We start from the raw sequence: 22,622 nt of genomic DNA on the forward strand, positions 1-22,622 counted from the left end.
CTCGCGACATGTCGGAGCAACCAGCGAATCCTTCAACGGCGTCCACCTCGACCGGCCGCCGGAGGGCGGTCAAGGCCGTCATCCCGGCCGCGGGTCTGGCCACCCGGTTCCTGCCTGCGACGAAGGCGGTGCCCAAGGAGCTGCTGCCGGTGGTCGACCGGCCGGTGTTGCAGTACATCGTCGAGGAGGCCACCCAGGCCGGGATCGGCGACGTCCTGCTGATCACCGGCCGGGGCAAGACCTCGATGGTCGACCACTTCGACCGCCGACCCGACCTGGAGGCCCGGCTGGAGGAGAAGGGCGACGCGGAACGGCTGGCCGCCGTCCGCCGCCCCAGCGAGCTGGCCGAGATCTACACCTGTCGGCAGCCCGAGCAGCTCGGTCTCGGTCACGCCGTCGGGTACGCCGAGTCCCACGTCGGCGACCAGCCCTTCGCGGTGCTCCTCGGCGACGAGTTCGTCAAGCCGTCCGAGCCGCTGCTGCCGGCCATGCTGGAACTCCAGGCCCGCACCGGCGGCATCGTGCTCGCCTTCTTCGAGGTCGACCCGGCCGAGACCAAGCGGTACGGCATCGCCTCGGTGGAACCGGCCGAGCCGGAGCTGACCGACGTCGGCGAGGTCGTCCGGGTGACCGGCATGGTGGAGAAGCCGAAGCCGGAGGAGGCCCCGAGCAACCTGGCCGTCCTCGGCCGGTACGTGCTGCCCGGCACGATCTTCGACGCGATCCGGCGGACCGGGCCGGGCAGCGGCGGGGAGATCCAGCTCACCGACGCGATGGAGCTGCTGCGCAGCGAGGGCACACCGGTGCACGCCATCGTCTACCGGGGCACCCGCTACGACACCGGCATGCCGCTGGGCTACCTCCAGACCGTGGTGCAGATCGCCAGTGAGCGGGAGGACCTGGGCGACGAGTTCCGCAAGTGGCTGGGGGAGTTCGTCGCCTCCGACGCGTCGGGCGGTCCTAGTACATGACCGCGACGGCCGACGCCGAGGCGGCCGCGAACGAGTTGACGCCGCTCGCCGACTACCTGGGCAGCGTGCTGCGCAGGTTACGCGCGCTGCCTCCGCTCGACCTCGACCTCACCCAGGCGTACGGCAACGTCCTCGCCGAGGACGTCGTCGCGCCGCACTCGTACCCGGCCTTCGACCAGGCCGCGGTCGACGGGTACGCGGCACGCTGGGAGGACATCGGTTCCGGTGCGGGCCGGGGCGTCGGGTACGCCCCGGGCCGCGCCGGATCGCCGAGCGGCCGTACCGTCCGGCTGAACGTGGTCGGTGACCTCGGCGCGGCCAGCTGGCGGCCGGTCCGGCTCACCCCCGGCTCGTGCTTCTCGGTGGCGGCCGGCGCGCCGCTGCCGTCCGGCGCGGACGTGGTGGTCCCGGTGGAGTGGACCGACCAGGGCATGGCCGCCGTCGAGATCTTCCGCGTACCCAAGCGCGGGTACGGGGTCCGCCGGGCCGGTGAGGAGCTGCCCGCCGGCACGCTGCTCGCCCGCGCCGGCACGTACGTCTCCCCGGCGCTGGTCGCGGTCTTCGCCGCCACCGGGCTCGGGCACGTGGTGGTCCGCCCCAGCCCCCGGGTGGTCATCGTGGCCACCGGGGACGAGCTGGTCGACGTGGGCCGGGGCAGCCAGCCCGGGCAGGTCGTGGACGCCAACTCGCACGCGTTGACCGCCGCCGCCGCGGAGGTGGGCGCGCTGGCGTACCGGGTGGGTATCTGCGACGACGACCCGGAGGCGCTGCGCGGCCTGCTGGAGGACCAGACGCTGCGGGCCGACCTGATCATCACCACCGGCGGCACCGGCACCGGGCCGGGCGACATGGTCCGCCGGATCCTCACCCGCCGGGAGGGCGGCCGGGCCGGCCCGGTCACCTTCACCGAGGTCGCCCTCTATCCCGGTACGTCCCTCGGATTCGGTACGGTCGGAGCCGAGGAGGTGCCGGTGGTCTGTCTGCCCGGTGAGCCCGGTGCCGCGATGATCGGCTTCGAGGTGCTGGCCCGTCCCGCGATCAACCTGCTCGCCGGGGCGGAACCGGTGTTCCGGCCGAGCGTCCGCGCGCACCTGTTGGAAACCATCACGTCCCCCGGTGGGCTGCGGGAGTTCCGCCCCGCGCACGTGGCCGAGCGGCGCGGCGGCGGCTACACCGTCCAGCCGCTGCCGGGCGGTCCGTTCACCCTCTCCGGACTGGCCGAGGCGAACGGGCTGATGGTCCTCGGCGAGCGGGTCACCACGGCCGCGGCCGGTTCCACCGTGGACGTGCTGCTGCTGGACCGTCGCCGGTGAGCGGGCGATGATCGGGATGCTGTTCGGCAACGTCCCCGGCTGGCCGGCCGTCCTCGCCGACGGCCCGGTGGTGCTGCGGCCGTACCGCCGCTCGGACGCGGCAGCCTGGTCGGAGGTACGCCGGGCGAACCGGGCCTGGCTGGCGCCCTGGGAGTCCTCGGTGCCCGGCCGCTGGGACGAGATGAACTCACCCGCCGCGTTCCGCTACGTCCACCGTGACCAGCGCCGGTCCGCGCGCGTCGGTGATGGGATGCCCTTCGCGGTCTGTCTGCATGAGAACGGGCGCGAGCGCCTGGTCGGGCACCTGAACATCGGCAACATCGTCCGGCGCGCGTTCTGCTCCGGCTACGTCGGCTACTGGGTGGACAGTCGGGTGGCCGGGCGCGGGGTGATCCCCACCGCGTTGGCGCTCGCCGTCGACCACGCCTTCGGCCCGGGTGGACTGCACCGGGTCGAGGTGAACATCCGCCCGGAGAACGGGCCGTCCCGGCGGGTGGTGGAGAAGCTCGGCTTCCGCGAGGAGGCGTACCACCAGCGGTACATGCACATCGACGGCGCGTGGCGCGACCACATCGGATACGCGATGACCAGCGAGGAGGTGGCCGCCGAGGGCGGCCTGCTGGCCCGCTGGCACCGGGTACGCGCCGCCGCCGGATGATCTGTCCCACCGTCGACAATCCGGCGCGGCGCACAATCTTCCTGCTTGGTCGCCCGTAACCTCAAGTAACTGCAAGCTGTGGCAAGCGCTGCGGTGACCGCATGATCGGCGGAACGGGCGATGTCCGGTCGAAGATCGTGCGGCCGGCACGCGAATGTCCGAACTTCGGTGACGGGAGGGGTGAGGGTGCCGACCTCGGTGCTCCTCGCCGTCCTCGCCGCCGCCGGCCTGCTGGCTCTCGCCCCGGCGCTCGTGCGTCGGTACGACGCCACCGAGCGGCTGGTGGCGGAGCGGGCGCAGTCGACGGCGCGGGTGCTCCAGCGCCGCCGACGGCGCCGCACTGTGCCCGGACGCCGCCCGGTGAACCCGTCCCGTTCCCTGGTGGTCACGCTCGGTCCGGACGGCGCGGGCGGGACCACCGCCGTCCGCTCCGCGTCGACCGCCGGTCCGTCGGCCGTCGCGCCGACCGCCGCCGGCCCGGCCGCCGAATCGGGTACGCCCCGGGGCGGCTCACCCGGCCGGGGCTCCGGCCGCCGCTCCGGGCGGCTACGCGCCGTGCCCCCCGCCCCCGGACGCCCCCGCCGCCGACCGCCGCGCCGGCAGCACCCTCCGGTGATCTACCGCCGTCGCCGGGTGCTGGCCGCGCTGCTGCTGCTCAACTTCGTCGAGCTGATCGGCGTGGTCGTGGCCGGCCCCGGGTTCTGGATCAGTGTTTCGGTCACCGGCACCCTGCTCGTCGCGTACGTCGTCCACCTGCGGGCGCGGGCGGTGGCCGAGCGCCGTCGGCGGCGGGCGCGGGCCCGGGAGGCGGCCTGGCTGGCCGCCCGGCAGGCCGAGGTACGCCGGGAACAGGCCCGCCGTGCCGCCGCCCGCCGGGAGCAGCAGCGCCGCCTGGCGGCCCAGCGCGAGGCGGTACGGCGTACCGCCATGGGCCTGGACCGCCCCGACGACCTGCCGGCGGCGGCCAGCGGGGGCGGCTCGGTCTCCTACCGCCGCACCGGCGGGCTGCGCGGCCGCCCCTACCAGTCCCGCCGCTGATCCCGCCCGACCGCCCCCGGTGGTCGTCAAGGGCGGCGGGTCGGGTCGTTGGTCCTGTAGAGCTGCCCGCACAGACGGGGCACCCTCCCGAGCGCCGGATCGTGGTGCCTTTCGGCCCTCCTGGGGGCCGTTTCCCACCACGATCCCCCGGGAGGGCGGGGCGATTCGCTCTCGGGGCGGGGGACCTGTTAGCCTTGTCGCCGGCCCGCCCGGTGAACGCCGGGTGGGGCCGAAGCCGGTTCGCCGGCGGAGGGGCTGTGGCGCAGACCGGTAGCGCACCTCGTTCGCATCGAGGGGGTCAGGGGTTCAAATCCCCTCAGCTCCACCCAGTTCAAAGGCCGTTTCCGCCAGTCGGAGACGGCCTTTTTCGATCTTGTGCAGCAGCGAAGTACAGCAGCGGCTCCCGTAGATGTCGACAGCAGCGGCGAGAGTAACCGGCGCGGACGGAGCCAAAGACTCTCCCGAGCGGTGCCGGACGGTAGCCCGAGGCCAGAGACGCTGACGAACCCGCTGGACGGAGCGCCCAGAGGCTTACCAGCAAGGGGTCAGCTATTCCGGTTTCGGAGCTGGTGTGAGCCAGCCGAGGGGCTGTCCGGTCAGCGCGGCGTCGGCGAGGCGGTGCGCGGATGCGGTTTTGAGTGCGGCGCGGGAGCTGTCGATCCAGCGTTGGACGTTGCCGAAGCCTTGGTGGCGGTACTCAACGGCTTGGACGAGGCATTCGAGTTTGTCGGCGTCACGGGCAACGATGGCTTCGCGGGTTTCGCCGGTTTCGTATTCGGTCACGGCGGCGGTGATGGTGTCGATGACGGCGGGTGGGCAGTCGGCGACCTGGTCTGCGGTGACGGTGGTGTTGGGCGCGGCGGCGAGGTAGCGCTTGGCGATGTGGGGGATGTCGGTGATCCGGGTTTCCTGGGTGTCGTGCAGGACGCAAAGCATCGTCACCCGGGCAGGGTCAGCTCCTTCCATGGCGGCGAGGATCATTCCGATCAGGGCGGTGCGGTGGGAGTGTTCGGCGATGGATTCGGGGTGCTTGACGCCGACGAACCACCAGCCGGTGCGGGCCGCGCGTTTGAGGACGCCGGCCTCGAAGATGAACCTCATCGCTGCGGCGTCGTGGTCGTCGCTCATCTGCCCGTCCCTGTGCCGGTGATTCCCTCTGTCCGCAGGCTGTAGACGATAGAGGTTAGTTCCTGCCGGGACTGTGCGGAGATCCGGTCACTGTCGAGGATTGTGATGGCGTGGTCGGCGAGGGCCTGTCCGGTGGTGGGGTGGTCGTGGACGAGTCCGCGTCGGGCGGTGAGCAGTGCCCACAGGTTGTGGATGTTGAGGTCTATGAACGGGTGATCGGCGTCGAGACGTTCGACCAGGTGGCGCAGAAGTCGGGTGCCGCGCCAGTCGGTGTTGGTGGTGGGCATGAAGGAGTCGTCGGGTTGGCGGTAGGGAATTTCGCCGACCCAGTAGGCCGAGTAGTTGAGGGCCGCCCGTTGGCAGGCGTCGTCGGGGTGCGCGTAAGCGATGAATTCCCGTAGCGGCTCGGGGTCTCCCTGGTTGGCCAGGGAGGTGACGACGGAGCGGGCGTCGGGCCACAGCGGTGACCAGGTGTGGAAGGTGGTCACCCGGTGCGCCTTGCGGGCGTTGCTGTGGGCGAGCCAGGCGGCGGAGGCGCCGGTGGGGTCCATGCCGGCGAGGAAGCACGCCTGCCGGTGGAGCAGCACCTTCGGACGGCGCTGACCTGTGGCGCGTTCGGCGAGGACGTGCAGGTTGGTGAAGAAGGCACGCTGTTCCTCGGCGTAGAGGGTCGGACCGGAGGCAACGGGGCCGCGTCGACGGCGGGAGGTCGGGAGACTTCTGATGAAAGTCGGTGTCTGGCCGAGCACCGCCCAGAGGATCAAATCGGTCAGTCGGTGGGTGAGCACAGCGGAGCCGAGGGGCTGCGTGGTGATGTCTGCCTGCTCGATCCTCGGGTCGAGGATGGCCGCGAGGATGACATCCGCTTCGGTCGCGTCCGCGACGGCATCGAGCAGTACTGGGTTCGCCCCGAGGCTGCCGAGCCTTTGTCGAGTTCTGACGGCCTGACCGAACGGGACGGCGAGGAAGGGCCGCCGTCCTGATTCCCAGCTCTGGACGGTCGCACGGTCGACGCCGAGTTCCACGCCGAGCTGTTCCTGTGTCAGGGGTATGGATTCCCGAATCAGCTTCAGCAGGTAGCCGGTCACATCGCCGCGCGTCAGGGCGGATCGTTCGAACTGCGTCATCGATATCCCTACGTTGACCGGCAGTCGACGTTTCCCGTCTTGGACAGCGACGTGAGGGTGACCCTGATGAGTTCATTCGTACTGCGGGTGAGTCCAACGCTCGCCGTTGCGATCGTAGCGTCACCGTTACCCAGTGTGCCAGGCCTGAGTCCGTAGATAGCGGCCGGGCGTTTTGCGAAGGGAAGGGTGATATTCGGTGACGACGCACGGACCCGTCCCACCATCGTGGACCTGTTGGGGCTGCGGCTGCTCCTGGCCCTGCCTTACTCGAAAACGGGAGTTGTTTGCCGAGTTCGACAAGGCTCCGGTGTCACTGTCGCTCTACCTCAGCGGGCAGTTGGTGCGGGCCGCCGAGGACTTGACCTGGGTGCCCGCCGGGGTTCTGCATCACCGGTTTCTTGGGTGGACCGGATGAACGTGAATCGGCCGCAGATCCTTCCGGTCGGCCGGCGAGTGGCGTACTGGCGGGCGCGGCGGAAGCTGTCGCAGCAGGTGTTGGCCGATCGGCTGGGTAAGTCGAAGAGTTGGGTGGACAAGGTCGAGCGGGGTGTTCGTTCGCTGGACAAGGTGTCGACGCTTCAGGACATCGCCGCGGTCTTGCGGATCGACACGGCGGTGCTGATCGGTCGGGACGCCCAGCCGGCCGGGGTGTCCGAGCGCGTCGAAGGTGTGGAACGGATCCGCGCAGCTCTGTCGACGTACGAGATCGCGTTGGAACGACCGGCGGCCCGCCGCGTGCTGCCGGCCGACCGCCTGGTGCAGGAGGTCGCGCACGTGTGGACCACCTTCCAGCACGCCCGCTACCCGCAGGTCATCGATTTGGTGCCGGAGTTGGTGGCCGACGCGCAGCGCACCCACGCCCACGATTCCGAGGCGGGCCGGGTGCCGTTGGTGGAGGCGTACCGCGTGACCGCGTCGCTGCTGCTGAAGCTCGGGGCCCCCGACGTGGCATGGCTGGCGGTCGACCGGGCCATGATCACCGCCACCGGTGACCGGGTGCTGGTGGCTGCCGCTGCGGTGCAACTCGGTCAGGTCTTGCGTGTCTCGGGGCGGCTTCGGGTGGCGAAGTCGGTAACGCTGACGGCGGCGTACCGCATCGCTTCGCCGGTGGCCGAGTTCGGTGCCCCGGCGGAGCTGTCGCTGTGCGGGACGCTGCTGGTGCAGGCTGCCTTGGCCGCCGCCCACGACGGGGACGACCGCACCGCCGTCGAGCTGGTCGACGAGGCTGCCGAGATGGCGGCGTGGGTGGGAGACGGTCACGACCACCACCGGACCGGGTTCGGACCCACGGCCGTGGAGCTGGCCCGGATCGCCGTGGCGGTCGAACGGGGCGACGTGGAGGAGGCCGTGGCCCGGCACGAGAAGGTGATCACGCGGGACGGGTGGCGGTGGCTTGCCGCCGAACACCGGGCCGCCCACCTCATCGACATCGCCCGCGCGTACCTCCATGCCGACGACCCGGTCAGCGCCGGCCGGATCCTGATGGAGGCCGACCGGATCGCATCGGCCGAGATCCGCCACCGACCAGCCGGCCGAGATGTGCTCGCCCAGGTCGCCCGCGACCCTGCCGCCCCGCCGACGCTCATCCACCTCGCCGCCGCCCTCGGGGTGGGCTGAGCGGTGACCGCGCCGTTCCTGTCCCTGGCCCAGATCCGCAACCGGCTGATCTTCACCGCCCGAGCGATCCTCCGCGACCACCGACCCGGACCCGACGGACGCTGCCCGATCTGCCGGGCAGCAGCTTGCCCGGTGGCGACGGCCGCCCGGAACGTCCTCCGCACCGCCGAGAAAGTGGTACCGCAGCGGAGTGCAGCAACCGAGCCGACCGCACCCGACCCGGACGAGCCTCAGCAGGCCGGATGAGCCGGACCCTACGTCGAGACCACTGGACGGTGCTGCGGGGCAGTGAGTCGTGACAGCTGGACCGGTCTCGTTATGGTGTGCCCGTGGCGGATGGGACAGCTGGCTGGGGGATGAAGTTCCTGCTCTGGGTCGGGCTTCCCTTCCTCGCCCTCCTCGGGCTGGCCCTCGGCGTACCCGACGTCGCTCCGGCCTGGCAGGCGAAGTCCGGTGACGGTACGGCGGGCACATTCACCGCGCGCTACGAGAGTTGCGGCCGCAACTGCACCTGGCACGGCGACTTCGTCCCGGACGGGGGCGGGACGCCGCGTAACGACGTCATCGTGTACGACGGGCCGGATGAGCTGACCTCGGGGGCCACCGTGGCGGCCCGCGACACCGGTGCCCGCAGGGGTGTCTTCGCCGCCCAGGGCGGCGGCACTTGGCTGCTCTTCACCGGGCTCGCCGTGGCCGGCGTGCTTGCCGCGATCGGTTGGGTGGCCATCCTGGTCCACGCGATAGCCAACCGGCGCCGGACGTGGCGGGAACCGACCGGACCCGGCAAGTCGGTCCAGGGCTGAGGGCGAGCGTCGGTACACGTGCGCCCGGGTTCTGGTGTTCAGTCCCAGAAGTTGAACAGCAGCTCGCCGACGGTGGCCGGCCGCCAGCAGGTGATCTGGTCAGTGACGGCCCTGAGGCCGGCCTGGTCGCCGGGCGGCGGGTTGAAGCCCGTGGCTCCGGGGGCAGCTTCATGGTTGGACTCCGTGGTCATGGGGGTCGGTGCCGGCTGTCCGACCCTGTCATGGAGGCGCTCGCCATGACGGGGGCCGAGAAATTTCGGGTGGTGATGTCGAGAACCCGTGGCTGGCTCCGTCCCTGGGGTGAAGCTGACCAGAATGGGTCGCACCAGCACCGAGGAGAAACACGATGGCCAAGTACCTGCTGCTCAAGCACTACCGCGGCGCTCCGGCTGCGGTCAACGACGTACCGATGGATCAGTGGACGCCGGAGGAGATCTCGGCGCACATGCAGTACATGAGCGACTTCGCGACCCGGCTCGAGGGGACCGGCGAGTTCGTCGACGGCCAGGCGCTCGCCCCCGAGGGGACCTTCGTCCGGTACGACGGTGAGGGGCGCCCGCCGGTCACCGACGGCCCGTTCGCCGAGACCAAGGATCTCATCGCCGGCTGGATGGTGATCGACGTCGACAGCTACGAGCGCGCCATCGAGCTGGCCGGGGAGCTGTCGGCTGCCCCTGGGGCCGGCGGAAAGCCGATCCACGAGTGGCTCGAGCTGCGCCCCTTCCTGACCGAGCCGCCCACCATCACGGAGTGAACTCCCCGCTGCACGAGGCTCTGCTGCGGAGCCTCACGCCGAGCGTGCTCGGGATCCTCGTCCGCCGCGGAGCCGACTTCGCGGCGGCCGAGGACGCCGTGCAGGACGCGCTGGTCGAGGCGGTCCGCGCCTGGCCGGCCGACCCGCCACGAGACCCGTTGGGCTGGCTGGTCACCGTGGCCTGGCGCCGGTTCCTCGACGCGACCCGGGCGGACGCCGCCCGCCGCCGCCGTGAGGATCTCGTCGACGAGGAGCCGGCTCCCGGGCCCGCGCCCGCGGTGGACGACACGCTCCAACTCTACTTCCTGTGTGCCCACCCGTCGCTGACACCGGCGTCCGCGGTCGCGCTCACGCTGCGCGCCGTCGGCGGGCTGACCACCCGCCAGATCGCCCAGGCCTATCTGGTGCCCGAGGCCACCATGGCGCAGCGCATCAGCCGGGCCAAGCGCACCGTCTCCGGCGTACGGTTCGACCAGCCCGGCGACGTCGCCACCGTGCTGCGCGTCCTCTACCTGGTCTTCAACGAGGGCTACTCCGGCGACGTCGACCTCGTCGCCGAGGCAATCCGACTCACCCGCCAGCTCGCGGCCGCGATCGACCACCCCGAGGTGGCGGGACTGCTCGCCCTCATGCTGCTCCACCACGCCCGGCGCGCCGCCCGCACCGCGCCCGACGGCAGTCTGGTGCCGCTCGCCCAGCAGGACCGCGCCCGGTGGGACACGACGTCGATCGCCGAAGGCGTCGAGATCCTGCAGGCGGCGCTGGCCCGCGACCGGCTGGGCGAGTTCCAGGCCCAGGCCGCCATCGCGGCACTGCACGCTGACGCGCCCACCGCCGAGGAGACCGACTGGGTGCAGATCGTCGAGTGGTACGACGAGCTGGCGCGCCTGACCGACAGCCCCGTCGTCCGGCTCAACCGCGCGGTGGCCGTCGGCGAGGCCGACGGACCGCGTGCCGGGTTGGCGGCGCTCGCGGCGCTGGACGACTCACTGCCCCGGCACGCGGCCGTGGCGGCGTACCTCCACGAGCGCGACGGCGACCTGGCGACGGCGGCACGGTTGTACGCCGAGGCGGCCCGGAAGGCCCTCAACCTCGCCGAACGCAACCACCTGACGCGACAGGCCGCCCGGCTCAACGCCCGCCGGTGTCGCTGACCGGCGCGCTCGGACTGTCCGGGCCCCATCCCTCCAATAGGGATGACTGCTCCCTCCAATAAGGAACACCCGCGCCGGTCCGGGTGGCCCGCCCCGACCCGCCCGGGATACGATCGGCGCGCATGATCGGGTGCGGGATGCGATGCTTCATCGGACCGGTTGGCGGCAGAAGTCGCCATGTTTTCCGACACGTCGCCAGCCCTCTGCCGCTGTTGGAAAAGTGACGCCGGGCATCGGGCTGTCGGTGCCGGAGGTTCGGTCGCGACCCGAGGAGGCCACGTGCCGGAAGTGACCCTGTCCGCGGGCACCATCGACTACGACGACACCGGAGGTGCCGGGCCCGTTGTCGTGTTGCTGCACGGGGTGGCGATGGACGCTTCCCTGTGGCGCAACGTGGTGCCGGCACTGGCCCCGGATTACCGCTGCATCACCCCCACCCTGCCGCTCGGCGGGCACCGTCGGCCGATGCGTCCCGACGCCGACCTTGGCATGCACGGCATGGTGAAGCTGGTCGCGGAGTTCCTCGACGCGCTCGACCTGCGTGACGTCGCGTTGGTCGCCAACGACTGGGGCGGGCCGCAGGTGCTCATCGCCGACGGGCTCGCCGACCGGGTCGGCCGCCTGGTGCTGTCCTCGTGCGAGGCGTACGACAACTACCCACCCGGCCAGCCGGGCAAGTCGCTGTTCCAGATGTCGAAGCTGCCCGGGGGGCTCCTGCTCGCCGCCACCGCCCTGCGCTTCCGACTGCTCCAGCGGCTGCCCACCACGTTCGGCCTGATGGCCAAGCGTCCGGTGCCCCGCGACGTCATGCGCCGCTGGTCGCAGCCGATGCAGACGGATCCGGCGATCCGCCGCGACCTGCGCAAGTACGTGCTGAGCGTCCCCGACAAGGCGGAACTCGCCGACATCGCCAAGCGCGCCGTCGCCTTCGAGCGGCCGACCCTGATCGTGTGGGCGACCGAGGACCGGGTCATGCCGGTCGAGCACGGCCGTCGCCTGGCCCGCGAGTTCCCCGACGCGGAGCTGGTCGAGATCGACGACTCGTACGCGCTCATCCCCGAGGACCGGCCGGAGGCGCTCGTCGCCGCGCTGCGCGAGTTCCTGCGCCGGACCGACGACGCGGACGGGCGAGGGCGGGCACCGCAGTGACGGGCGGGTCCACTGCCGGCCGCGCGGTCAGCGTCGCGGGGGTCGGTGCCTACCTGCCGGAGAAGGTGGTGGGCCTGGACTTCTTCTTCGACGGACCGCTGCCGGACGACCCGATGCTGCACAGCCCGCTGGTCGGGCCGCCCCCGCTGCGCCACCACGTCGCACCCGACCAGCGGGCCAGCGACATGATCCACCGGGCGGCGACGCCGCTGCTCAACCGCCTCGGGATCGCCGCCACCGACATCGACATCCTGCTCACCAACGTGCTGGTGCCCGACGAGCTGTTCACCGGGTGCGGAGCCGAGACCGCCGCGCTGCTCGGCTGCGCCCCGGAATGGACGATCGACCTACACAACACCGGCTGCGCCTCGTTCGCGTACATGATGCGGCTGGCCGGTGCGCTGATCTCCACCGGCCAGGCGCGGACGGCCCTGCTGGCCAACGTGCAGAACGCCGGCGGTCAGGTCTTCAGCCAGTCGGAGGTCCGCCTCCTGCCGCATGCCCGTACGCCGGGCGACGGGTGCGGGGTGGCGGTGCTCACCGCCGACGACCGGTCACCGCTGCTCGGGACCGCCGTGCGGAACACCCCGTCGGCAGCGGCCGACCTGCGCGTCGCCGCCGAGGGCCGCAAGTACTGGGAGCCGGGGACCGGGCAGGTCGACGTCCGGTTCGACCCGGCCCGCACCCAGCAGACACTCGACCTCGGCAACCGCGTGGTGCCCGAGGTGGTCCGTGAGCTGTGCGAGGACATCGACGTCAAGGTGAACGACATCGATGTGTTCATCACCAACCAGCCCAACCGGACCTTCCTGCGCAACTGGCGCGACGCCCTCGGCATCCCACCCGAGCGGCACGTGGACACCTACGACAACCTCGGCAACCTCTACGGCGCGGGGCTGCCGGTGACCCTGGACCACGCGCTGCGCGGCGGCCGGGTCCGTCCCGGTGACCTGGTGGTCGTGGCCGGGTTCGCCCACGCCGGGGACTTCGCCGCCGCCGCCGCGTTCCGCTGGCAGGCCGGGGCCTGACCCGGACCGGTGACCCCGCTCTGCCGGGGTGGGGTCACCGTCGGTCCGGCCCGTCGTGCTGCCCGGTCAGCCGTGCTGGGCGGGGTCACCGCCCGCCCGGCCTGCCCTCCCGCCCGGTCAGCCACGTGTCGACCGCTGCGGCGGTCGCCTTCACGTCCTCCTGGAGCAGCGAGAAGTGGTCACCGGCGACGGTGGCCACCGTGCCGGCGACCTGCCAGCGGGGCCACCGGTCCGAGCCGTCGGTCGGCTGCGCGTGCACCAGCAGCGTCGGCACCGGGGCCGGTTCGGCCGCCCAGCCGTCCAGCGCCCCGAGGTAGCCGCCCATCGCGAGCACCACGTCGTCGTCGATCGACAGGTACTCGTGATCCAGGTCCAGGATCGCGCCCATCGCCCAGGCGAAGGTGTCGGCCCGGTCGGCCCGCCCCGGCTCGAACGTGTCGAGCATGACCAGCCCGCCGGGGGCCCGGGAGGTGCCGGCGAGCCGGCCCGCCACGCCCTGCGCCAGCACTCCGCCGATCGAGTATCCGACCAGCAGGAAATCGTCCGGCCCGGCGGCGTGCAGGACGGCGGCGCACAGGCTGTCCATCAGCGCGTCCCAGTCGCGGGGCAGCGGCTCCCCGGGGCCGAAACCGGGTAGCTGCACCGCCGTCGTCCGCCGCCTGGTCGGCAGGGCCGCCGCGAACCGGGCGAACTGGTGCGGCCCTGATCCGGCGAGGAACGACGGCAGACACACCAGGGTGGGTGCCGTCCCGTCGGAGATCAGCACGCTCACCGGCGCCGGGCCCTCCGACGCGGTGGCGTAGCTCGGGCGGTAGCGGGCGGAGTCGCTCAGCCACCGCACCGCGCGCGGCAGGTCGTCCCCGCTGGCGGCGGTACGCAGCATCGCGGTGAACGGCCCGGACCCCCGCACCGTTTCCGGCCGGCCGCCCGGCGCGGGCTCGCCGCCCAGCTTCGACTCGCCGCCCGGCGCGGGCTCGCCGCCCAGCTTCGAATCGCTGCCCAGCTTCGACTCGCCGCCGGTCGCGGGCTCGCCGCCCGGCTCGTCGGGCCCGCCGTCCGGTGCGGGCCCGGCCGGCCGGCCGAGCCGGGACCAGAGGTGGTCGGTCAGCCGGTCCAGCGTCGGGTGTTCCACGAGCGTGCGGGGCGGCAGGTCGAGCCCGGTCGCCCGGGCCAACCGCCGGTGCAGGTTCACCGCGCCCATCGAGTCGAAACCGAGTTCGAGCAGTGGGCGGTCGCCGGGGACCGCCGTCCCCGGAGGGTGCCCGAGCACACCGGCGGCCTGGCCGGTGACGAGCGCCGCCACCGCCGCCCGGTCCGGCAGCGAGGTGGCCGGTACGGGGTCGTCCTCGGCCGGACCGTCCCCGGTCGCGGACAGCCCGACGCTGGCCAGCCCCGCCAGCCGGGCCTCGGGCCAGAAGCGCCGGTGCTGGAACGGGTAGGTGGGTACCGGCACCGGGCGGGGCTGGTCACCGCGCAGCACCTGCGGCCAGTCCAGCTCGACCCCGGCCACGTCGAGCTCGGCGGCGGCGGTCAGTACCGACTGGACCTCGGGCCGCCGGGCGCTCAACGTCGGGACCAGCAGGGCGACTCCGCTGTCCGGCAGGCAGTCCCGCACCGCAGGGGTCAGCACGCCGTGCGGCCCGAACTCCACCCAGGTGCCCGCGCCCGCCGCAGCGAGCCAACGAACCCCGTCCAGGAAGCGGACCGTACCGCGCACCTGCCGCGCCCAGTAGCCGGCGTCCGGGGTGGCCAGCGGCAGCCCGGTCAGGTTGGACACCACCGGCACCCGGCCAGCCTCCGCCGACACCCCGTCGATCTCGCGCGCGAACGCGGCGAGCATCGGGTCCATCTGCGGAGAGTGGAACGCATGGCTGACGACCAGCCGTTTCGTCCGCCGGCCCTGGGCCCGCAGCCGGTCGACGATCGGGTCGAGGGCCGCAGGGTCGCCCGACAGCACCACCGCCTCCGGCCCGTTGACCGCTGCCAGCGCCACCCGGTCCGCGACCCCCGCGATCAGCGTCGCCGCCTCGTCGGCGTCCGCCTGCACCGCGACCATCACCCCGGCCCCGGGCAGCGCCTGCATCAGCCGCGCCCGCGCGCTGACCACCCGGGCCGCGTCGGGCAGCGACAGCATGCCGGTGACGTGCGCGGCGACCAGCTCCCCGACCGAGTGCCCGAGGGCGAAGTCGATCCGCAGGCCCCAGCTCTCCAGCAGCCGGAACAGCGCCACCTCGACCGCGAACAGCACCCGCTGGGCGGTGCCCGTCCGGTGCAGCAGCTCCGCCCGCGCCGACCCGGGCTCGACGGCCAGCGCCACCCGTACCGGCGGGTCGTCACCGTCGTCGTGGTGATGGGCGTCCAGTGCGGCGCACGCCGCCTCCAGCGCCTCGGCGAAGACCGGGTACCGCCGGGCCAGCTCGCGGCCCATCCCGGCCCGTTGGCTGCCCTGCCCGGTGAACAGCGCCACCACCCCACGGCGGGGCGCGCCGGCCACGCCGAGCGCGCCGTCCTCGGGATAGCCGCCGGCGGCCACCTCGTCCAGCGCGGCCCGCAGCTCGGTGCGGTCGGCCGCGACGAGGACCGCCCGGTGCGCCATCCGGGTACGCCCGGACGCCAGCGCGTGGGCCACGTCCACCAGTGGCGGTTCCGGCTCCCCGGCCGATCCCGCGAGCCGCGCGCCCAGCCGGGCGGCCTGCTCGCGCAGGGCGGCGGCCGAGCGGGCCGACAGCAGCACCGGCACCGGACCGTCGACCGTCGGCCGCTGTGCCGGCTCCGGTGCCGGCGGCGCCTCCTCCAGGATCAGGTGCGCGTTCGTACCGCTGATCCCGAACGACGACACGGCGGCCCGGCGCGGCCGGGCACCGGTCGGCCACGGGCGTGCCGTGCCCAGCAGGGCCACCCCGCCGGCCGACCAGTCCACCCGGCTGGTCGGCTGCTCGGCGTGCAGCGACCGGGGCATCCGGCCGTGCCGCAGCGCCAGCACGGCCTTGAGCACTCCGGCGACCCCGGCGGCGGCCTGGGTGTGGCCGAGGTTGGACTTCACCGAACCGAGGTACACCGGCGCGTCGGCGGGCCGGTCCCGTCCGTAGGTGGCGAGCAGCGCCCCCAGCTCGATCGGGTCGCCGAGGCTGGTTCCCGTCCCGTGGCCCTCGACGAGGTCGACGTCGGCCGTCGTCAGGCCGGACGCGGCCAGCGCGGCCCGGATCACCCGCTCCTGGGCCGGCCCGTTCGGCGCGGTCAACCCGTTGGACGCGCCGTCGGAGTTCACCGCGCTGCCCCGGATGACGGCGAGCACCCGGTGGCCGAGCCGCTGGGCGTCGCTCAGCCGGGCCAGCACCAGCACCGTCCCGCCCTCGGCCCAGCCGGTGCCGTCGGCGCCCTCGGCGAACGAGCGGCACCGACCGTCCCGGGACACCCCGCCCTGCCGGGAGAACTCGGTGAACACGCCGGGGGTGGCGAGTACCGTCGCGCCGCCGACCAGGGCCAGGTCACACTCGTCGCGACGCAGCGCCGCCACCCCGAGATGCGTGGCGACCAGGGACGACGAGCACGCGGTGTCCACGGTGACCGCCGGTCCGTGCAGGCCGAGGGTGTAGGCGATCCGCCCGGCCGCCACGGACGCCGCCGCCCCGATGCCCCGGTAGCCGCCCAGTTCCGCGTCCGAAGCCTGGGTCAGCCAGCCGTAGTCCTGGTACATCAGCCCGGCGAACACGGCGGTACGCGAGCCGGCCAGCGAGTGCGGGGCGATGCCGCTGTCCTCGACGGCGGTCCACGCCAGCTCCAGCAGCAGCCGGTGCTGCGGATCCATCGCGAGCGCCTCGCGGGGCCCGATGCCGAAGAAGTCGGCGTCGAATCCGGCGGCGTCGGCGAGGAACCCTCCGGCGTGGGCGTGCGAGGTGCCCGGCCGGTCGGGGTCCGGGTGGAACAGCGCGTCGAGGTCCCAGCCCCGGTCGGTGGGGAAGTCCCCGGTCACGTCGCCGCCGGTGTCGAGCAGCCGCCACAGGTCGGCGCTGTCGTTGACCCCGCCGGGAAACCGGCAGGCGGTGCCGATGACCGCGATCGGCTCGTCGGCCCGGTCGCGCAGCTGCCGCAGACGTCGGCGGCTGTCCTGCAACTCGGCGGTGACCCGCCGGAGGTACTCCAGCAGGGTGTCGTCGTCGGTGCCGGTCACGCCAGCCCCCAGGAGTCGATGAGGTTGATCAGGTCGGCCCGGCCGGCCGAGGAGATCCGGTCGGCCAGGGCGTCGTCGGCCCCGGGTTCGGCGGGCTCGGCGGGTTCGACCTCGGTGAGCAGGCCGCGCAGCCGGGCGGCCACCCGGGGCCGGTCCGGTGCGGCCAGTCCGGCGAACAGGACGGCCAGCCGGTCCAGCTCGGCGTCGACGTCCGTCGACCCGTCGGGCGCGTCCGGATCGAGCCCGGCCAGCAGGAAAGCGGCGATCGCGGCCGGTGTCGGGTGGTCGAACACCACGGTGGTGGCGACCCGCTGCCCGGTGACGCGGGACAGCCGGTTGCGGAACTGCACCGCGAGCAACGAGTCGAACCCCAGCTCCTTGAAGGTCAGGTCGGGGCGCAGTCCGCCGCTCGACGGGCGCCCCAGCACCGCGGCCACGGCGTCGAGCACCAGCTCCTCCACCACCACCGCCCGGTTCTGCTCGGGCACGCCGCGCAGCCGTTCGGCGAGGTCCGGCCCGGTGTCGGCCGGCCGGGCGGCTGCCGGCACCAGCCCGCGCAGCACGGACGGGAGCAGCCCGGCCGCCGCCTGGGCCCGCAGCTGCGCGCGGGTGAAGCGGGCCAGCACCAGCACCGGCTCGGCTCCGCCGAGGGCCCGGTCGAACAGCCGTAGGCCATCCAGGGTGGACATCGGTGCGATCCCGGCGGCGGCGACCCTGGCCCGGTCCGCGTCGCGCACCTGCCCGGCCATCACCCCGGTCTCGCCCCACAGGCCCCACACCTGCGAACTGGCCGGCAGCCCCGCGGCGTGCCGGCGGGCCGCCACCGCGTCCAGCACGGCGTTGGCGGCGGCGTAGTTGCCCTGCCCCGGCCCGCCGAGGGTGCCGGCGACCGAGGACAACAGCACGAACGCGTCGAGGTCCAGCGGCGCGGTCAGCTCGTCCAGCAGCAGCGCGGCGTCCGCCTTGGGCCGCAGCACCCGGTCGAGCCGGTCGGCGGTGAGCGCGGTGACCAGCCCGTCGTCGAGCAGGCCCGCCGCGTGCACGACCGCGCGTACCGGGCGGTCCGCCGGCACACCGGCGAGCGCGGCGCGCAGCTGGGCCGGGTCGCCGACGTCGCAGCGGACCGCGTGCACGGTGGCGCCGGCCGCCGCCAGGCGGTCGGACAGCCCGGCGAACTCCGGGCTGTCCGGCCCGCGCCGGCTCAGCAGCAGCAGGTGACGTACGCCGTGCGCGGCGGCGAGGTGCTCGGCGACGACGGCACCCAACCCGCCGGTTCCGCCGGTGACGACGACGGTGCCGTCGGTGCGCAGCACCGGCCCGTCCGGTGCCGGACCGGTCACCGGCACCAGCCGGGGCACGTGCACCGTCCCGGCGCGGATCGCGAGCTGCGGTTCGTCGTCGGGCAGCGCGGTCGGGAGCGGCTCGTCGACGTCCACGTCGACCAGCAGGACCCGGCCGGGGTTCTCGCTCTGCGCCGACCGGACCAGCCCCCACACCGCTGCCGCCGCCGGGTCCGGTGCCTCCCCGGGCGTCACGGCCACCGCGCCGGAGGTGACGACGGCAACGCGTGCGCCTGCGGACTCGTGGCTCAGCAGTTCCTGGAGCAGGGCCAGGGCCCAGCCGGTCGCGGCCCGGACCCGGGCGGTGGGATCGGCGTCCGGGAACTCGGGCAACCGCTCGACGGATGCCGGTGGCGTCGACGGGCCCGTCCCGGCGGGGCCCCAGGCCAGCCGGTACACCGGGTCCGCCGGGCGGCCCAGCGCGGCGGCGGACACCGGGCGGGCGGTCACGGAGTCCACGCTCACCACCGGCATACCGGTGTCGTCGTAGCCGACCAGGGCGGCCCGGGTGGGCTCCGCCGCCGTCAGCCGCACCCGCAGCGCCGCGCGTCCCGGTTGGTGCACCCGCACCCCGGACCAGCGGAACGGCAGGTACGTCTGGTCGTCGCCGGGCAGCCCGACGTGGAACGCCGCGTCGAGCAGCGCCGGGTGCACCAGGTAGCGCCCGACGGTGTCCACGGCCTGCGGGTCGAGGGCGACCTCCGCCAGCCGCGCGGCCCCGTCGACCCAGGCGGCCCGCAGCCCACGGAACGCCGGGCCGTACTCCAGCCCGCGGTCGGCCAGCGTGTCGTAGAGCCCGTCCACCGGCAGTGGCGCGGCGGCACCGGGCCACGGTGCCGGGTCGGCGGGCACCGGTGGCCCGGCCCGGTCCACCGAGCCGGTCGCGTGGCAGGTCCAGCCCTCGGGGTCGAGCGGATCCGCGTCGGCCGGTCGGGAGTGCACCGCGACCGGGTGCTCCCCGGCGTCGTTCGGGCCGCCGACGGTCACCTGGAGGTGTACCGCGGAGTCGGTGCACACCAGCGGTGCCTCGATGGTCAGCTCCGCCACCCGGTCGCAGCCGATCGCGGTGGCCGCGTACAGGGCCAGTTCGACGAAACCGGTCCCGGGCATCAGCACCGAGGAGTGCACCGCGTGATCGGCCAGCCAGCCGGGCCGCCCCGGCTCGACCCGCCCGGTGAACACCCAGCCGCCGCCGTCGGCGAGCCGGGTCGCGGCGCCGAGCATCGGGTGCGTCGACGGGCCGAGCCCGGCCGCCCCGGCGTCCCAGCCGGCCGGCCGGGCCGCCACCCAGTACCGGCGGCGCTGGAAGGGATATCCGGGCAGCCGCACCCGGGACGGGTCCCCGGGGCCGGTCAGTGGGCTCCAGTCGACCGGCACCTGCGCCGCGTCGGCGTCGGCCAGCGAGCGGGCGAACCGGTCCAGCCCGCCGTCGTCGCGGTGCAGCGAGCCGATCAGGACCGGCCGGTCCTCGTCCGCGCCACCGACCGCGTCGAAGATCTGCTCCATCGGCACCGACAGCACCGGGTGCGGGCTCATCTCCACGAACGTCCGGTACCCGGCGTCGATCATCCGGCGGACGGTCTGCTCGGCGAGGATCGGCTCGCGCAGGTTGCGGTACCAGTACTCGCCGTCCAGGGGGGTGGCCGTCGGATCCAGCGGCCCGCCGGTGACGGTGGACCAGAACTCGGCGTCGCCGGCTGCCGACCGCAGTCCGCCGAGCGCTCCGGCGAGCCGGCCGCGCAGCGGCTCCATCCCGGCGGAGTGGGACGCGTAGTCGACCTGGATCGGACGGGTCCAGACGTCCTGCGCCGCACAGGCGGCGGCGAACGCCGCCACGTCGGCCGCGTCGCCGCTCACCACGGTCGACCTCGGCCCGCTGAAGCCGGCCACGGCGAGGCTGCCGCCGACCTCGGCGAGCCGCTCGCGGACCCGGTCGGCCGACTCGCCGACCGACAGCATGGCGCCGCCGCCGGCGATCCCGGCGATCATCCGGCTGCGGACCGCCACCACCCGGGCGGCGTCGCGGACCGACAGCGCGCCGGAGGCGCACGCGGCGGCGATCTCGCCCTGGGAGTGACCGAGGACGGCGTCCGGGACGACCCCGTACGACCGCCACAGCTGGGCGAGGGACACCGCCACCGCGAACAGCAGCGGCTGCGTCACGTCGACCCGGTCGAGGTCGGCGGCGCCCGGCTCACCGCGCAGGACGGCGTACGGCGCCCAGTCCACGTGGGGCAGCAGGGCGTCGACGCACTCGGCGAACCGGGCCGCGAACGGCGGAGCGGACTCCAGCAGGTCGAGCGCCATGCCGGGCCACTGGGAGCCCTGGCCGGGGAAGACGAAGGCGGTCCGGCCGCTGCGGCGCGGCACCCCGACGACGGCGCTGTCGGCTGGCCGGCCGGCGGCGACGGCTTCGAGGCCGTCGAGCAGGGTGCGGCGGTCGGCGCCGAGCACCACCGCGCGGTGCGCGAACCGGCCGGGGGCACGCAGCAGCGCCGTGGCCACGTCCACCGGCCGGTGCTCCGGCGTGGCGGTGAGCAGGTCCCGGATGTCGCGGGCCCGGTCGCGCAGTGCCCCGGCGGACCGCCCGGCCAGCACCAGCGGCACGACGGCCGGGGCGGCGGACGCGGGCGCGGCGGGTGGAGGGTCGGCCGGTTCGACCGGTGGTTCGGCGACGATGACATGGGCGTTGGTGCCGCCCACCCCGAACGCGGAGACCCCGGCCCGCCGGGGACGTGACCCGCGCGGCCACGGCACCGGGTCGGTGAGCAGCGACACCGCCCCGCCGGACCAGTCGACCTTCGTGCTGGGGCGGTCGACGTGCAGCGTCCGCGGCAGGACGCCGTGGTGCAGCGCCTGGATCAGCTTGATCAGCCCACCGACACCGGCCGCGGCCTGGGCGTGGCCGATGTTCGACTTGAGCGACCCCAGTCGCAGCGGGCGGTCCGTGGGCCGGTCGGTGCCGAAGACCGCGATCAGCGCCTGCGCCTCGATCGGGTCCCCGAGCACCGTGCCGGTGCCGTGTCCCTCCACCGCGTCGATGTCGGCGGCGGTCAGCCCGGCGTCGGCCAGGGCCTGGCGGATGACCCGCTGCTGGGCCGGCCCGTTCGGCGCGGTCAGCCCGTTTGACGCGCCGTCGGAGTTCACCGCGCTGCCCGGGAGCAGCGCGAGCACCCGGTGGCCGTGGCGCCGCGCGTCGGACAGCCGTTCCAGCAGCACCAGCCCGACACCCTCGGCCCAGCCCGTCCCGTCGGCGGTGTCGGCGAACGACCGGCACCGCCCGTCGGCGTTGATGGCGCCCTGCCGGGTGAACTCGACGAACAGTTCGGGGGTGGCCAGCACCGCGACCCCGCCGGCGATCGCCAGCGACGTCTCGCCGCGCATCAGCGACCGGCGGGCCAGGTCGATGGCCACCAACGACGACGAGCACGCCGTGTCGACGGTCATCGACGGCCCTTCCAGGCCGAACGTGTAGGACAGTCGGCCGCTGGCGGTCGCGCCGGCCGTCCCGATGCCCCACAGCCCCTGCAACTCGTCGGGACCGGACTTGGCCAGCGGGGCGTAGTCGTGGGTGCTCAGGCCCACGAAAACGCCGGTCCGGGAGCCGCGCAGGGACTGCGGGTCGATGCCGGCGTCCTCCAGCAGCGACCAGGTGTTCTCCAGGAGCAGCCGCTGCTGGGGGTCCATCGCGGTGGCCTCGCGGGCGGAGACGCCGAAGAACTCCGCGTCGAAGCCGGCCACGTCGTCGAGGAAACCGCCGGCCCGGGCGATCGTCGTGCCGCGCCGGTCGGGGTCGGAGTCGGTGAGCGCGGCCAGGTCCCAGCCCCGGTCGGTGGGCAGCGGCGACACCGCGTCCACCCCGTCGGCCACCAGCCGCCACAGCCCGACGGGCCCGGTCACCCCGCCCGGGTAGCGGCAGGCCATCCCGACGACCGCGACCGGGTCGTCGACCCGGTCGGCGACGGCGTGGTCGGCGACGGCGTGGTCGGCCGGGGCCTCGGCGAAACCGAGCCGGTCGAGCACGTGCGCCGCGACGGCCCTCGGGGTCGGATGGTCGTACAGCAGGGTCAGCGGCAGCGTGTCGCCCAGTTCGACGGAGAGCATCCGGGTCAGCTCGACCGCGGCCAGCGAGTTGTAGCCGTAGTCCAGGTAGGGGCGGTCGGCGTCGACCGCCGCCGCGTCCCAGCCCAGCAGGGCCGCGGTCAGCTCGCGGACCATGCCCAGGACGAGTTCGGCGCGGCGGCCCGGTGGTTGCGCACCGATCCGGGTGACGAACGGCGTCTGGTCCGAGTGCCGGTCAGCCACGGGTGCTCCCTCCTGGGACGCTCACAGCAGCGCGCAGCGTAGCAGCCCCGGTACGCCGGTCCTATG

Annotated in this window: 16 protein-coding genes, 1 tRNA gene and 1 pseudogene; 13 read left to right on the forward strand and 5 right to left on the reverse strand. The window is 74.0% G+C overall.

Features of this window, described 5'->3' with window-relative positions:
- Window positions 1-8: 8 nt before the first annotated feature.
- The 5 genes from IGA62_RS16345 to IGA62_RS16365 all read left to right on the forward strand — a co-directional run bounded on the left by IGA62_RS16345 (window position 9) and on the right by IGA62_RS16365 (window position 4,305).
- Window positions 9-971: a UTP--glucose-1-phosphate uridylyltransferase gene (locus tag IGA62_RS16345; RefSeq protein WP_145820213.1), complete on the forward strand. Its 963-nt coding sequence runs from the start codon at window positions 9-11 to the stop codon at window positions 969-971.
- The gene (locus IGA62_RS16350) at window positions 968-2,284 is read left to right on the forward strand and encodes a molybdopterin molybdotransferase MoeA (protein WP_145820211.1); all 1,317 of its coding nucleotides are present in this window, start codon (window positions 968-970) and stop codon (window positions 2,282-2,284) included. The genes IGA62_RS16345 and IGA62_RS16350 overlap by 4 nt, the downstream gene beginning before the upstream one ends.
- A 16-nt stretch (window positions 2,285-2,300) precedes the next feature.
- Complete coding sequence (locus IGA62_RS16355; RefSeq protein ID WP_145822184.1) at window positions 2,301-2,942, forward strand: GNAT family N-acetyltransferase; 642 nt, start codon at window positions 2,301-2,303, stop codon at window positions 2,940-2,942.
- 180 nt (window positions 2,943-3,122) lie between these two features.
- Window positions 3,123-3,980, forward strand: coding sequence for a hypothetical protein (locus tag IGA62_RS16360; RefSeq protein ID WP_186500043.1), 858 nt, complete (start codon window positions 3,123-3,125; stop codon window positions 3,978-3,980).
- A gap of 251 nt (window positions 3,981-4,231) precedes the next feature.
- Window positions 4,232-4,305: transfer RNA gene (locus IGA62_RS16365), tRNA-Ala, on the forward strand.
- A gap of 224 nt (window positions 4,306-4,529) precedes the next feature.
- On the opposite strand, the gene IGA62_RS16370 is transcribed toward IGA62_RS16365, so the two are convergent.
- The gene (locus tag IGA62_RS16370) at window positions 4,530-5,108 is read right to left on the reverse strand and encodes an HD domain-containing protein (RefSeq protein ID WP_145820207.1); all 579 of its coding nucleotides are present in this window, start codon (window positions 5,106-5,108) and stop codon (window positions 4,530-4,532) included.
- Window positions 5,105-6,235, reverse strand: coding sequence for a helix-turn-helix domain-containing protein (locus tag IGA62_RS16375; protein ID WP_145820205.1), 1,131 nt, complete (start codon window positions 6,233-6,235; stop codon window positions 5,105-5,107). Before IGA62_RS16375 ends, IGA62_RS16370 begins: the two co-directional genes overlap by 4 nt.
- Window positions 6,236-6,431: 196 nt before the next feature.
- Between IGA62_RS16375 and IGA62_RS30780 the strand changes: the two genes are divergently transcribed.
- From IGA62_RS30780 to IGA62_RS16390, 4 genes are all read left to right on the forward strand, one after another.
- Window positions 6,432-6,650, forward strand: coding sequence for a hypothetical protein (locus IGA62_RS30780; RefSeq protein WP_145820203.1), 219 nt, complete (start codon window positions 6,432-6,434; stop codon window positions 6,648-6,650).
- A complete protein-coding gene (locus IGA62_RS16380) occupies window positions 6,647-7,852 on the forward strand; it encodes a helix-turn-helix domain-containing protein (RefSeq protein WP_145820201.1) in 1,206 nt (401 codons plus the stop codon). Before IGA62_RS30780 ends, IGA62_RS16380 begins: the two co-directional genes overlap by 4 nt.
- A 3-nt stretch (window positions 7,853-7,855) precedes the next feature.
- A complete protein-coding gene (locus tag IGA62_RS16385; RefSeq protein ID WP_145820199.1) occupies window positions 7,856-8,098 on the forward strand; it encodes a hypothetical protein in 243 nt (80 codons plus the stop codon).
- An 83-nt stretch (window positions 8,099-8,181) separates the two neighbouring features.
- Window positions 8,182-8,655, forward strand: coding sequence for a hypothetical protein (locus tag IGA62_RS16390; protein ID WP_145820197.1), 474 nt, complete (start codon window positions 8,182-8,184; stop codon window positions 8,653-8,655).
- Between the two features lie 38 nt (window positions 8,656-8,693).
- Here the strand turns inward: IGA62_RS16390 and IGA62_RS16395 are convergent, their stop codons facing one another.
- On the reverse strand, window positions 8,694-8,846 hold the full coding sequence (locus IGA62_RS16395) for a hypothetical protein (protein WP_186500042.1): 153 nt from the start codon (window positions 8,844-8,846) through the stop codon (window positions 8,694-8,696).
- A gap of 155 nt (window positions 8,847-9,001) precedes the next feature.
- Here IGA62_RS16395 and IGA62_RS16400 point away from each other — a divergent pair, with 155 nt between their 5' ends.
- From IGA62_RS16400 to IGA62_RS16415, 4 genes are all read left to right on the forward strand, one after another.
- Window positions 9,002-9,409 (forward strand): YciI family protein, encoded by a 408-nt coding sequence (locus IGA62_RS16400; protein WP_145820195.1) that lies wholly within the window; start codon window positions 9,002-9,004, stop codon window positions 9,407-9,409.
- Between the two features lie 8 nt (window positions 9,410-9,417).
- Window positions 9,418-10,563 (forward strand): RNA polymerase sigma factor, encoded by a 1,146-nt coding sequence (locus tag IGA62_RS16405; RefSeq protein WP_145822183.1) that lies wholly within the window; start codon window positions 9,418-9,420, stop codon window positions 10,561-10,563.
- Between the two features lie 279 nt (window positions 10,564-10,842).
- The gene (locus tag IGA62_RS16410) at window positions 10,843-11,712 is read left to right on the forward strand and encodes an alpha/beta fold hydrolase (protein ID WP_145820193.1); all 870 of its coding nucleotides are present in this window, start codon (window positions 10,843-10,845) and stop codon (window positions 11,710-11,712) included.
- Window positions 11,709-12,740: a 3-oxoacyl-ACP synthase III family protein gene (locus tag IGA62_RS16415; RefSeq protein WP_198501074.1), complete on the forward strand. Its 1,032-nt coding sequence runs from the start codon at window positions 11,709-11,711 to the stop codon at window positions 12,738-12,740. Before IGA62_RS16410 ends, IGA62_RS16415 begins: the two co-directional genes overlap by 4 nt.
- A gap of 85 nt (window positions 12,741-12,825) precedes the next feature.
- On the opposite strand, the pseudogene IGA62_RS16420 reads toward IGA62_RS16415, so the two are convergent.
- Window positions 12,826-16,902 (reverse strand): annotated as a pseudogene (locus IGA62_RS16420) (type I polyketide synthase); the annotation flags it as partial.
- 5 nt (window positions 16,903-16,907) lie between these two features.
- Window positions 16,908-22,556 (reverse strand): type I polyketide synthase, encoded by a 5,649-nt coding sequence (locus IGA62_RS16425; protein WP_145820189.1) that lies wholly within the window; start codon window positions 22,554-22,556, stop codon window positions 16,908-16,910.
- Between the last annotated feature and the right edge of the window lie 66 nt (window positions 22,557-22,622).

The organism is Micromonospora sagamiensis, from assembly GCF_014680085.1.
GTDB lineage: Bacteria > Actinomycetota > Actinomycetes > Mycobacteriales > Micromonosporaceae > Micromonospora > Micromonospora inyonensis.